The following is an 11,881-nucleotide window of genomic DNA, read 5'->3' as shown; positions in this document are numbered from 1 at the left end:
GACCGGGTGCGCCGCGAAATGATCCTTCCAACCCGAACGGGCTGTGCTGGCACGCTGTTGCCGGTGCAGCCCGTTCGGCGTGGGCGTCGGCGGGACCGCCGGGGGTGAGCCGCTCGTCGGAGCGTCGTGGGGTGTCCAGGGCGGCGATGCCGACTCGTTACGGGATCGACGGCTGACAGGACGGCTGCTTGTAGCTTATTTTCACCCTCTGGGATCTGCTGCAAGTTCTCTTCGTCAACCAGGGGGGCGGTCGGTCGTGAAGAGACCCGAGTCGATGCCGGCCGAGGGGCCGGGCGACCGTCGGGACGCGCCCCGGCAGCGTACCGCGAGCGGACCGTACCTGCGGGTCACCGATCTGCGGGTGCGGTTCGACACCGAGGACGGCGTGGTGCGGGCGGTCGACGGGGTGTCGTTCGCGGTGGAGCGCGGCCGGACCCTCGGCATCGTGGGGGAGTCCGGATCGGGCAAGAGCGTGACCTCGCTGGCCGTTCTGGGCCTGCACGATCCGCGCCGGACCACCGTCTCCGGCGAGATCGAGGTCGGCGGACGGCAGGTGGTGGGCCTGCCCGAGGCGGAGGTCCGCCGGCTGCGCGGCCGGGACGTGGCGATGATCTTCCAGGACCCGCTGTCGGCGCTGCACCCGTTCCACCCGGTTGGCCGGCAGATCGCCGAGGCGTACCGGGTCCACCATCCGAAGGTGGGCCGCCGGGCGGCGTGGACCCGGGCGGTGGAGATGCTGGACCGGGTCGGGATCCCGCAGCCGGGGCGACGGGCCGAGCAGTACCCGCACGAGTTCTCCGGCGGGATGCGGCAGCGGGCGATGATCGCGATGGCGCTGGTCAACGACCCGCAGCTGCTGATCGCCGACGAGCCGACCACGGCCCTGGACGTGACGGTGCAGGCGCAGATCCTGGACCTGCTCGCCGACCTCCAGCAGGAGTTCGGCTCGGCGATCGTGTTGATCACCCACGATCTCGGCGTGGTCAGTCAGGTGGCGGACGAGGTGCTGGTGATGTACGGCGGCCGGGCGGTGGAGCACGGCAGCGTGACGGAGGTGCTGCGGTCGCCCGCGCACCCGTACACCTGGGGGTTGCTCGGCAGCGTGCCGTCGTTGCACGGCGACGCGGACGCGGACCTGCGGCCGATCGCCGGCAACCCGCCCAGCCTGATCGCCCTGCCGTCGGGCTGCGCGTTCCACCCCCGGTGCCGGTGGGCGGACCGGACCGACGGCCGGTCCCGCACGGAGGTGCCGGAGCTGGCGCCGGTGGACGACGCGGGACACCGGGTGGCGTGCCACCTGTCGACGACCGAGCGGGCACGGATCTGGGCCGACGAGGCCGAGCGTGTGGGGGTGGCGCGATGAGCGCCCCGACGAGCAGCCCGACGGCCGGGCCGGTGGGCGCGTCCACGGGCGGCCCCGGCGAGCCGCTGCTGCGCGTGACCGGGTTGACCAAGCACTTCCCGGTGCGGGAGGGCCTGCGCCGTTCGGGAGTGGTACGGGCGGTCGACGGTGTGGACTTCGACGTCGCCGCGGGGCAGACCCTGGGCCTGGTGGGGGAGTCCGGGTGCGGCAAGACCACCACCGGCCGGATGCTGGTGCGCCTGATGGAACCCACCGCCGGCAGCGTCACCTTCGCCGGGCAGGAGATCACCCGGGCGCGGGGACGGGACCTGCGCCGGCTGCGCCAGGACCTTCAGATCATCTTCCAGGACCCGTACGCGTCGCTGAACCCCCGGCACACCGTGGGACGGATCGTGGCGATGCCGCTGGAGGTCAACGGGATCAAGCCGCCCGGCGGGGTCCGGAACCGGGTGCGGGAGCTGCTGGAACTGGTCGGGCTGAACCCGGAGCACTACAACCGGTACCCGCACGAGTTCTCCGGCGGCCAGCGGCAGCGCATCGGCATCGCCCGCGCGCTCGCCCTGGAACCGAAGCTGATCGTGGCCGACGAGCCGGTCTCGGCGCTGGACGTCTCCATCCAGGCGCAGGTGGTGAACCTGCTGCGCCGGCTGCAACGCGACCTGGGGCTGGCGTTCGTGTTCATCGCCCACGACCTGGCGGTGGTCCGGCACTTCAGCCAGCGGGTGGCGGTGATGTACCTCGGCAGGATCGTGGAGATCGGCGACCGGGACGACATCTACCAGCGCCCGCAGCACCCGTACACGCGGGCGTTGCTGTCGGCGGTGCCGGACGTCAGCGGTCAGGGGGCGGAGGGCCGGATCCGGCTCACCGGGGACGTGCCCACGCCGCTGGACCCGCCGTCGGGTTGCCGGTTCCGGACCCGCTGCTGGAAGGCGACCGACCGGTGCGCCACCGAGACCCCCGCCCTCGTGCCGAGGGAGGGCGGCCGGCAGGCCACCGCCTGCCACCACCCCGAGACCGGGCCGCTGGTGTCGACCGGCGACGCGGTGGCCGTACCGAATGAGGTGTCGCGATGAGCCTGTCCCCGGTGGAGGGTGAGGTCCGGGCGGAGATCGCCCCGGCGACCGACGGCGACGGTGGCGCGGGCCGCGAGGTCGTCGGCCGGTCGCCCGGCCAGCTCGCCTGGGCGCGGCTGCGCCGCGACCGCACGGCGGTGGTCAGCGGCGCGGTGCTGCTGTTCCTGGTGCTGGTCGCGCTCGCCGCCCCGCTGATCTCGAAGCTGTACGGGGTCGGCCCGAACGAGCAGTTCCAGGAGCTGCTGGACGGCAACGGCATGCCGCTGGGTTACGTCGGCGGGGTCAGCGGCGACCACTGGTTCGGGCTGGAGCCCCGGCTCGGCCGGGACATCTTCATCCGGATGGTGTACGGGCTGCGCACCTCGCTCTTCATCGCGTTCGCCGCCGCCGTGGTGACCACCACGATCGGCGTGGTCGCCGGCATCCTCGCCGGCTACCTGGGCGGGATGGTCGACACGGTGATCAGCTGGATCACCGACGTGGCGCTGGCCCTGCCGTTCCTGATCTTCGCGCTGGCCGTGGTGCCGACCGTGGCGCTGCGCTTCTACGGGCCGCGCGAGGAGGTGCCGGCCTGGTTCCAGGTGGCCGTCCTGATCGGCGTCTTCGCCGCGTTCAGCTGGACCAGCACCGCCCGGCTGGTCCGGGGTCAGGTCGTCTCGCTGCGCGAGCGGGAGTTCGTGGAGGCGGCCCGGGCCAGCGGCGCGGGGCTGGGGCACATGGTGTTCCGGCAGCTCCTGCCGAACCTCTGGGCGCCGATCCTGGTGGCCTTCTCGCTGGCGGTGCCGCAGTACATCACCGGTGAGGCGGCGCTGTCCTTCCTCGGCATCGGCATCCTCGAACCCACCGCCGACTTCGGTCGGATGATCTTCCAGAGTATCCCGTACCTCCAGACCGACCCGGCGTACGTCTTCTTCCCGGGCATCACGATCTTCGCGCTGGTGCTCGCGTTCAACCTGTTCGGTGACTCGCTGCGCGACGCGCTCGACCCGAAGTCGTCCCGGTAGGAAGGCCCCGATGACGCGATTCCTGATTCGCCGGCTGCTCAGCGCCGTGACCACCCTCTTCGCGGTGAGCGTGCTCAGCTTCCTGATGTTCTTCGCCCTGCCCCGGGACCCGGTCAGCGGCATGTGCCCGAAGAACTGCAACGCGGAGCGGCTGGAACGGGTCCGCGACGAGCTGGGCCTCAACGACCCGCTGGTGCAGCAGTACGCCAACTACATGCAGGGCATCGTCACCGGGCGGGACCTGGGCAGCGCCCAGGGCGGCCGGTGCGACGCCCCCTGCCTCGGCTGGTCGTACGTCAACAACGAGGCGGTCACCGACACGCTGGTCCGGGTGCTGCCGGTGACGCTGAGCATCGTGTTCCCGGCGGCGATCCTCTGGCTGCTGGTCGGCGTGGGACTGGGCATGGTCTCCGCGTTGCGCCGGGGCACCTGGCTGGACAAGGCGGCGATCGGCTTCTCGCTGGCCGGGGCGTCGTTGCAGCTCTACTTCGTCGGCGCGGTGCTGTTGCTGATCTTCACGTACCAGCTGCGGATAACCCCGGTGCCGGGGTACACGCCGATATTCGACGACCCGGTGAAGTGGGCCAGCGGGCTGGTGCTCGCCTGGGTGTCGCTGGCCTTCCTCTTCTCCGCGATCTACGCCCGGCTCTCCCGGGCGCAGATGCTGGAGACGCTCTCCGAGGACTTCGTCCGCACCGCCCGCGCCAAGGGCCTGCCGAAACGCACCGTGTACGGGCGGCACGCGCTGCGCGCCGCGATCACCCCGGTGGTGACCATCGCCGGGCTGGACGTGGGCGGCGCGCTCGGCGGCACGGTGATCACCGAGACGACCTTCGGCATCCAGGGGCTCGGCCGGACCGCCGTCGACGCGGTCCGCTCCGGTGACCTGCCCACCATCATGGCCACGGTGCTGATCTCGGCGGTCTTCATCGTGCTGGCGAACGTCGTCGTCGACCTGCTCTACGCGGCGATCGACCCCCGGGTGCGGTTGCGATAAGGCATCGACCTCGTTCCACCCGTGGAAAAGTATCCATCGGTTCTGTTACACCACTCGTAGATTTCTTACAGGCAGGGGAGGAGGGCGCGAGATGCGCCTGAAGAGGGCAGCCGCCGCTGGCGGAGCGCTCGCACTGCTCGCGGCCATGGCGGCGTGCAGCGAGAACACGGGCACCGAGGGCACCGTCGACTCCGACCGGGTGCAGAGTGGCTCGATCGCCACCGACCCGAAGGAGTCGATGGGGCCGGCCCCGGAGGTGTCGGGCGCGGCGAAGGGCGGGACCTTCCGGGTGATCCGGGAGACCAAGATCTCGCACATGGACCCGCAGCGGGTCTACTCGTTCGTCGGCCTGATGGCCGCGCCGCTCTACAGCCGTTCCCTGACCACGTTCAAGGACGACGGCTCGGGCAAGGTCACCCTGGTCGGCGACCTGGCGACCACCCCCGGCAAGGACGTGAACTCCGACTGCAAGGTCTGGGAGTTCACCGTCAAGGACGGGGTCAAGTTCGAGGACGGCAGCCCGATCACCTCGAAGGAGATCGCCTACGGCATCGCCCGCTCCTTCGACCCCGACCTGACCGGCGGCCCGACCTACCTCCAGGAGTGGCTGGCCGACACCCCGCAGTACGACACCAAGTGGGACTTCAAGGCCAACAAGACCGCGCTGCCGCCCGGCCTGACCACCCCGGACGAGAAGACCCTGCGGTTCGAGTTCGCCAAGCCGCACTGCGACCTGCCGTTCGCCGCCTCGTTGCCGTACACCGCGCCGCTGAAGCCGGAGAAGGACACCGGGGTAAACCTGGACAACCAGCCCTTCTCCTCCGGGCCGTACAAGATCACCAAGCACACCGCCGGCGTCGAGGTGGTGATGGAGCGCAACGAGCACTGGGACGCGAACACCGACCCGGTGCGGCACGCGTACCCGGACCGGATCGTCTGGAACTTCGGCCCGGACGCCGAGGCGGGCGCCAACCGGGTGATCGCCGACAACGGCGACGACCAGTCCGCGCTGGCCTGGAACGGCGTCCCCGCCGCGCTGGTCGCCCGGGTCACCGGTGACGCCGCCCTCAAGCCGCGCAGTGTGCAGGGGCCGACCCCGAGCCTCTGGCGACTGAGCATCAACACCAGCCGGGTCACCGACCTCTCGGTCCGCCAGGCCCTCCACTACGCCATCGACCGGGACGGGTTCATCAAGGCGTACGGCGGCGAGGCGTCCGCCCGCGCGGTCACCAGCCTGCTGCCGCCGTCGACGATCGGCTACCAGAAGCACGACGTCTACCCGGCCGGGCCGAACGGCAACATCGAGAAGGCCAAGGAGCTGCTCGCCGGTAAGACCCCGGAGCTGGTGCTCGGCATCAGCGACGACTCCACCGAGCTGGCCACCCAGATCAAGGGCAACCTGGAGAAGGCCGGCTTCAAGATCACGGTGAAGACCATCCCGACCGACGCCAAGCTCGACGAGGTCGGCAAGAAGGACAACCCCTGGGACCTCTACACCGACCAGTGGGCCGCGGACTGGCCCAGCGGTGCGGCGATCCTGCCGGTGCTCTTCGACGGTCGCACCATCAAGGCCGAGAACAACAGCAACACGTCGTACGTTAACAACGACGCGATCAACGCCGAGTTCGACCGGGTGCTCGCGCTGCCCGTCGCCGAGCAGGGCGCGGAGTGGGCGAAGCTCGACGAGCGGATCATGAAGGAGCTGGCCCCGGCCGTGCCGCTGTTCGTGGAGAACGGCTACTACCTGCACGGTTCCAAGGTCGGCGGGATCTTCATCTCCAGCATCTTCGGCTACCCGTCCTTCGTGAACGTGCACGTCAAGCAGTAACCGACCGGCTTCCGCCGGGGTGATGGCAGGGGTCCCCTGTTCGCGCTTTTTGCCGAACAGGGGGCCCCTGCTCACAGGTGGGTACGGAGGAAGTCCAGCTCCAGCCGGAGCAGGCGCTCGGCGGTGCCACCGGCCGCCATGTGGGTCGCCCCGGTCAACGGCAGCACCGCGTGCGGCCGACCGGTGGCCAGCAGCGCCGCCGAGAGGCGCAGCGTGTGCGCGGCCACCACGTTGTCGTCGGCCAGCCCGTGCACCAGCAGCAACGGACGCAGGTCGTCCGCGCGTGGCGGCTCGGCGGCCAGCTCGACGAGGTTGTGGTGGCTGTAGACGTCCGTCCCCTCGTCCGGCAGGCCGAGAAAGCGCTCGCTGTACGCGGTGTCGTACAGCGCCCAGTCGGTCACCGGCGCCCCGGCGATCCCGCACCGGAACCGCTCCGGGTGCCGCAGCACCGCCAACGCCGCGAGCCAGCCCCCGAACGACCAGCCGCGCACCGCGACCCGGCCCAGGTCGAGATCGGGATGCTTACCGGCCAACGCGGTCAGCGCGTCGAGCTGGTCGGCGAGGACCACGTCCGCCACCCGCCGGTGGATCACCTTCTCGAACGAGGGCGTCACGCCCGGCGTGCCCCGGTTGTCGACGGTCACCACCGCGAAGCCCGCGTCCGCCCACCACTGCCGCTCCAGCCAGGCCGCCCGGGCGGCCACCACCTCCTGGTGCCCCGGGCCGCCGTAGACGTCCAGCAGCACCGGCAGCCGCCGCCCGGCGACGTGGTTGCCCGGGTAGAGGACCGCGGCGGGCAACTGCCGGTCGGTCACCCGTTCCAGGGCCGGTCGGGGCGCGTACGGCGGGTCGGCGGCGTACGAGCGCAGGGTGGCGACCTCCGCGTCGCCCCGGCGCACCGTCCAGCGCACACCCGGATGGTCCAGCGACGCGTACCCGACCACCAGCACGTCCCCACCCACGGCGGCGGTGTGCCAGCCCTCGTCCTGGGTCAGCCGGCGGGCGTCCACCCCGCCCCCGATCACCGTCCGGACCCGGAACAGGTGCCGCTGGCTCGGCTCGCCGTCGCTCGCCTCCACCACCAGGTCGGCCGGGCCGCCGCCGGCCGCGAGCCGGCCCACCACCCGCCGTACGTAGAGCGAGGGCGGGGTGAGCAGGGTGCCGTCGGCGAAGAGGCACCGGGCGTCGTACCCGTCGTGGGCCAGTTCACCGCCGACCAGCACCCGGCCGTCCGGCAGGTGGGCCGGGGTGCCCGGGATCGGGTCGACCCAGCGCGGATCGGCCAGCTCGGCGTGCACCTGCGTCTCCCCGGTGCGCGGGTCCACCGCCAGCACCAGGCCGTGCTGCTGCGACCGGCGGAGCACGGTGATCAGCGGTCCGCCGTCGACCCAGTCCACCGCGGCCAGGTACGGGTAGGTCTCCCGGTCCCAGTGCACGTCGACCCAGCCGCCGTCGAGGTCGAGCAGGTGCAGGCTCACCTCCGCGTTCGGGCCACCGGCCACCGGGTACGCGACGCTGACCGGCGGGCTCGTCGGGTCGGCCGGGTCGTGCAGGTGCCAGCGGGTCAACCGGGACTCGTCGACCCGGGCGGCCAGGATGGACCGGCCGTCCGGCGCCCACCAGTAGCCCCGGAACCGGTGGAACTCCTCGGCCGCGATGTGCTCGGCCATTCCCCAGGTCACGCCGGAGTCCTCGCCGGCCAGCATGGTGTCCGACCCGTCCGGGTCGATCACCCGCAGCTCGCCCCGGCGGGTCGTGGCCCCGGTGTCGGTCACGTACGCCACCCGCTGCCCGGTCGGGTCCGGCCGTGGGTCGATCGCCGGGCCGGCGGTGGTCACCTCGACCACGTCGCCGTGCACCAGGTCGGCCCGGAACAGCCGGCCGGCGAGCGTGAAGACGGCCACCCGGGCGGCCGGGTCGGTCGCGTACGAGCCGATGCCCCCCGCGCTCAGCCGCAGCCGTTCCCGCAACGCCCGCTCCGCCGCCGGCAGGTCGCCGGCCGCCGCGTCGTCACCGAGCAGCACGGCCGGGTCGGCCACCAGGCGCTCCTCGCCGGAGGCGACGTCGAGCAGCCAGAGCGCGTCGGCCGGGTCCTGCGGACCGGCCGAACGCAGGAAGACCACCCACGACCCGTCGTCGGCCACGGTGACGGCGCGCGGCGCCCCGTGGCTGAACCGTCGGGTGCGGGCGGCCAGCTCCGGATAGTCCACACGGCCGATCGTAGAGGCGGACCGGGGGCGATGTGGCCGACCTGCCTGTACGCGTCCGAACCCGCCGCCGACCTGCGCGGTACGCGTCGGAGCCGACGTCGGACGCCGCGACGACTAGAGTGACCGGCGTGACGACGCTGCCCGACCGCCGGCTCCTGCTGGTCCACGCCCACCCCGACGACGAGTCGATCGGCACCGGGTCGACGATGGCGCACTACGCCGCCACCGGTGCCCACGTCACGCTGGTGACCTGCACCCTCGGTGAGGAGGGTGAGATCCACGTGCCGGAGCTGGCCGGGCTCGCCGCCGCCGAGGCCGACCAGCTCGGCGGGTACCGGATCGCGGAGCTGGCCGCCGCCTGCGCGGCGCTCGGCGTCACCGACCACCGCTTCCTCGGCGGCGCGGGGCGTTACCGCGACTCCGGCATGATGGGTCTGGCCACCAACGAGCATCCCCGCGCCTTCTGGCAGGCCGACCTCGACGAGGCCGCCGGGCACCTGGTGGAGATCATGCGGGAGGTCCGCCCCCAGGTCCTCGTCACGTACGACGAGAACGGCTTCTACGGCCACCCCGACCACATCCAGGCGCACCGGGTGGCGATGCGGGCCGTCGAACTGGCCCGGGCCGAGGGGTTCGCCCCGGCCAAGGTCTACTGGACGGCGATGCCGATCAGCGTGCTGGAAGCCGGCCTGACCCACTTCGCCGACTCGTCGGACAACCCCTTCGCCGACGTCACCGACCTCTCCGAGCTGCCCTTCGGCACCCCGGACAAGGACATCGCGGCGCGGATCGACGCCACCGACCAGCACGTCGCCAAGGAGGCGGCGATGCGGGCGCACGCCACCCAGATCCCGGAGACCTCCTGGCTGTACTCCATCGCCGGCAACTTCGGCAGCGAGTTCATGGGCGTGGAGTACTTCTTCCTCGCGGTCGGCGAGAAGGGACCGGGCAGTGGCCCGTACGGCTGGGAGGACGACCTCTTCGCCGGGCTGACCACGACGACACCGCAGGACGCCGCCGTGCCGGCCGGTTCCCGGTGACCCTGCCCACCGCGTCGATGTCGGTCACTCCGGAGCCGGACCAGGTCGAGCCGCCGTCGCCACCCGGACGGGCGGTGCGGGTGCTCGACCTGGTGCTGCGGGTGGCCGGTGGCGCGCTGGCCGTCTTCGGAGGCGCGCTGACCGCGGTGGTGGAGCTGGTGCTCGCCGGGGTCCGGGTGGGCGGTCACCTCATCGGCGTGTCGGTGCTGGTGGTGATCGTGGCGAACGTCGCCCTGGGCTGGTTCGCCCACGTCACCGTGGGACGCCGGTGGGCGGTGGTGCTCCCGGCGGTGCCCTGGTTCGCGATGATGGTGGTGGCGGCCGGGCGCACGGACGAGGGGGACGTGCTTCTCTCCGGGGACAACTGGGTCGGCCTGGCGATGATCGTGGCGGGCGCGATGACGTTCGCCGTGCTGGGTTTCCGACTGATGCTGGCCCCGCCGGCCCGAACGGACACGTGACGCCGACCCCGCCCGGGTGGTAGATATTCCTGCCAGGAAGCCTGCCGCCAGGGCGGGCGGTACGGCGGGAGGCGTGCGATGAGGGACCGGTGGCGGCCGATCGGTGTGCTGGCGGGCGTGCTGTTCGCGGTCAACGTGGTCGCCCGACTGGTGACCCGGTTCGCCTTCGACGAGGATCCGGTCGCCGCCGACCGGGTCTCGCTGGCCATGTTCCTGCTGATCGGGGTGATCCTCGCGGCCGTCACCTTCAGCTGGGCCCGCCGTAGCGCGGTGGCCCAGTGGGGTGGTGACCTCGCCGCCGCCGTCGTGGCCGCGATGCTGGCGACCATCCTGGTCGGTCCGTTGCTGGTCGGCAACAACCCGTTCGCCGGCGGTGCGGGCACCTTCTTCGCCCAGCTCGGGCTCTACCTGCTGGCGACCGGGGCCGGCATCCTGATCGGCTACCTGATCGCCATGGCGCTCGGCGTCGACCACCGGTCCCAGCAGCTCAAGCGGTACGCCGAGGGCAAGACCGCCAAGCCGCGCCGCCCCGTCCGCCGCTGACCCGGCACCGCCCCGGTCGCCTTTCGCCGGCCCGCGCCGACCGGTCCGGCGGCGGACCGGGCGGGCCGGACGGTGGGTACGGGCGGGCCGGGCGTGCAGCCGGCGAAGGCCGCGGAGGTCGCGGACACCCGGTGAGGACGCTTCAGAGCTGCCCCGCTTCTACGCCCATCCGGTGTCCGGTTTCTGCGCTACCCGCCGCCCTGTCTTTGCGTTCACCCGCCGCTCCGCCTGTGCGCGCCGGTGCTCGTCTGCGCCACCGTCCGCTGCCCCGTCTGTGCGGGCAGCTCTAAAGGACCCGTGGTGCGACTCTGCCCCGGCCCGGCGTGCCGGCCAGCCGGCACGAGATGCGTCCCTGCCCCGCGTGGCGGGCCGACCGGCACGGGGTGCGACCCGGGTCAGGCGGGGGCGACCCGGGTCAGGTACGTGTGGTGGGTGGTGAAGCCGAGGCTCCGGTAGAGGGTGACGGCCGGGGTGTTGCGCTGTTCGACCTGGAGGAAGACGTCCGTGGCGCCGGAGGCGGCACCCCAGTCGGCGAGCGCCCGGACCACCTGGCGGGCCAGCCCACGGCCCCGGAAACCGGGCACCACCTCGATCAGGCTCAACCCCAGCCAGCGGCCCTGGCCGGTGACCGTGCCCCGCCCGACCGCGGCCAGCGTGCCGTCGACGTACAGGTGGGCGAAGCGGAGTCGGTCCACGGCGGTGAGCACGTGGCGCGCGGCGTCGGGGAGGCCGCCCTTGCGCCCGGCGGCGACCGCGAGCCACTCCGCCGACGGGGCGGTCGCCAGCTCCACCCCGGGCCCGGCCGGGTCGGGCGCCGGGAGCGCCGCCCGCAGCCGGTCCAGGGGCACGGTCTGCACGAGCGTGAGCGGTCGGGCCCCCCAGCCACGCGCGTCCAGTTCCGCGCCCACCGGAGTGGCCAGCGGTAGCGGCGTGTTGACCATCGCGGGCTGCCCCTGGTCGGCGTACCAGCGTTCGACGGCGTCGAGCGCGGCCGGCAGCGGCCGGTCCGGGTCGCCGACCGGCAGCGCCGTGTTGGCGCGTCCGGTCCAGCCGGCGGCGCTGCGCAGCAGCCAGTCGCCGAGACGTCCGCGTACCGGGGCGGGCCAGGCCTCGTCGGCGGCGAGTTCCAGGGCGACCACCGCGGCGGCGGTCGGCCGGCGGGCCGCCGGCACCCGTTTCGCCCGGTGCACCTCGTCCCGGGGCACCTGGACCCGACCCTGGTCGGTAGCCAGAGTGATGTGGGTCTCATTCAGCTCGACCAATTCTCCGAGCGCGTCGGAGAAGAGGGTGCGGCCCTCGCGAATCCCCACAATCCGACGGACCACGATCCGATGTCCCACATCCTGCTGTCGGAGCACG

Annotated in this window: 10 protein-coding genes; 8 read left to right on the top strand and 2 right to left on the bottom strand. The window is 72.6% G+C overall.

The window, feature by feature from the left end; genetic code table 11:
• The first annotated feature begins 274 nt into the window (after positions 1-274).
• From QSK20_RS14470 to QSK20_RS14450, 5 genes are all read left to right on the top strand, one after another.
• Positions 275-1,363 (top strand): ABC transporter ATP-binding protein, encoded by a 1,089-nt coding sequence (locus QSK20_RS14470; protein ID WP_502888903.1) that lies wholly within the window; start codon positions 275-277, stop codon positions 1,361-1,363.
• Positions 1,360-2,439, top strand: a complete 1,080-nt coding sequence (locus QSK20_RS14465; RefSeq protein ID WP_285789135.1) for an ABC transporter ATP-binding protein — start codon at positions 1,360-1,362, stop codon at positions 2,437-2,439. Before QSK20_RS14470 ends, QSK20_RS14465 begins: the two co-directional genes overlap by 4 nt.
• Positions 2,436-3,443: an ABC transporter permease gene (locus QSK20_RS14460; protein ID WP_285789134.1), complete on the top strand. Its 1,008-nt coding sequence runs from the start codon at positions 2,436-2,438 to the stop codon at positions 3,441-3,443. Before QSK20_RS14465 ends, QSK20_RS14460 begins: the two co-directional genes overlap by 4 nt.
• A gap of 10 nt (positions 3,444-3,453) precedes the next feature.
• Positions 3,454-4,440, top strand: a complete 987-nt coding sequence (locus QSK20_RS14455; RefSeq protein ID WP_285789133.1) for an ABC transporter permease — start codon at positions 3,454-3,456, stop codon at positions 4,438-4,440.
• A gap of 91 nt (positions 4,441-4,531) precedes the next feature.
• A complete protein-coding gene (locus QSK20_RS14450; RefSeq protein WP_285789132.1) occupies positions 4,532-6,268 on the top strand; it encodes an ABC transporter substrate-binding protein in 1,737 nt (578 codons plus the stop codon).
• 71 nt (positions 6,269-6,339) lie between these two features.
• Here the strand turns inward: QSK20_RS14450 and QSK20_RS14445 are convergent, their stop codons facing one another.
• Positions 6,340-8,478 carry a S9 family peptidase gene (locus tag QSK20_RS14445; RefSeq protein WP_285789131.1) on the bottom strand — a complete coding sequence of 713 codons (2,139 nt, stop codon included), beginning with the start codon at positions 8,476-8,478 and terminating at the stop codon, positions 6,340-6,342.
• Positions 8,479-8,597: 119 nt separating this feature from the next.
• Here QSK20_RS14445 and mshB point away from each other — a divergent pair, with 119 nt between their 5' ends.
• The 3 genes from mshB (at position 8,598) to QSK20_RS14430 (ending at position 10,522) form a co-directional block, all read left to right on the top strand.
• Complete coding sequence (gene mshB, locus QSK20_RS14440; protein WP_285789130.1) at positions 8,598-9,518, top strand: N-acetyl-1-D-myo-inositol-2-amino-2-deoxy-alpha-D-glucopyranoside deacetylase; 921 nt, start codon at positions 8,598-8,600, stop codon at positions 9,516-9,518.
• A 17-nt stretch (positions 9,519-9,535) separates the two neighbouring features.
• Positions 9,536-9,979, top strand: coding sequence for a hypothetical protein (locus tag QSK20_RS14435; RefSeq protein WP_285789320.1), 444 nt, complete (start codon positions 9,536-9,538; stop codon positions 9,977-9,979).
• A gap of 78 nt (positions 9,980-10,057) precedes the next feature.
• Positions 10,058-10,522, top strand: a complete 465-nt coding sequence (locus QSK20_RS14430) for a hypothetical protein (protein ID WP_285789129.1) — start codon at positions 10,058-10,060, stop codon at positions 10,520-10,522.
• A gap of 395 nt (positions 10,523-10,917) precedes the next feature.
• Here QSK20_RS14430 and QSK20_RS14425 read toward each other — a convergent pair whose 3' ends face one another.
• The gene (locus tag QSK20_RS14425) at positions 10,918-11,880 is read right to left on the bottom strand and encodes a GNAT family N-acetyltransferase (RefSeq protein ID WP_285789128.1); all 963 of its coding nucleotides are present in this window, start codon (positions 11,878-11,880) and stop codon (positions 10,918-10,920) included.
• Position 11,881 lies beyond the last annotated feature (1 nt).

The sequence above is a fragment of the Micromonospora sp. NBRC 101691 genome, assembly GCF_030269285.1.
In the GTDB taxonomy this organism is placed as follows: Bacteria; Actinomycetota; Actinomycetes; order Mycobacteriales; family Micromonosporaceae; genus Micromonospora; species Micromonospora echinospora.
The sequence above is the reverse complement of the archived record's forward strand: the minus strand, read 5'-3'. Positions and strand labels throughout refer to the sequence as shown.

Excerpts from the sequence above, each read along its gene's own strand:
- QSK20_RS14470 (WP_502888903.1), top strand. The coding sequence starts at position 275 with ATGCCGGCCGAGGGGCCGGGCGACCGTCGGGACGCGCCCCGGCAGCGT.
- QSK20_RS14465 (WP_285789135.1), top strand. The coding sequence starts at position 1,360 with ATGAGCGCCCCGACGAGCAGCCCGACGGCCGGGCCGGTGGGCGCGTCC.
- QSK20_RS14460 (WP_285789134.1), top strand. The coding sequence starts at position 2,436 with ATGAGCCTGTCCCCGGTGGAGGGTGAGGTCCGGGCGGAGATCGCCCCG.
- QSK20_RS14455 (WP_285789133.1), top strand. The coding sequence starts at position 3,454 with ATGACGCGATTCCTGATTCGCCGGCTGCTCAGCGCCGTGACCACCCTC.
- QSK20_RS14450 (WP_285789132.1), top strand. The coding sequence starts at position 4,532 with ATGCGCCTGAAGAGGGCAGCCGCCGCTGGCGGAGCGCTCGCACTGCTC.
- QSK20_RS14435 (WP_285789320.1), top strand. The coding sequence starts at position 9,536 with ATGTCGGTCACTCCGGAGCCGGACCAGGTCGAGCCGCCGTCGCCACCC.
- QSK20_RS14430 (WP_285789129.1), top strand. The coding sequence starts at position 10,058 with ATGAGGGACCGGTGGCGGCCGATCGGTGTGCTGGCGGGCGTGCTGTTC.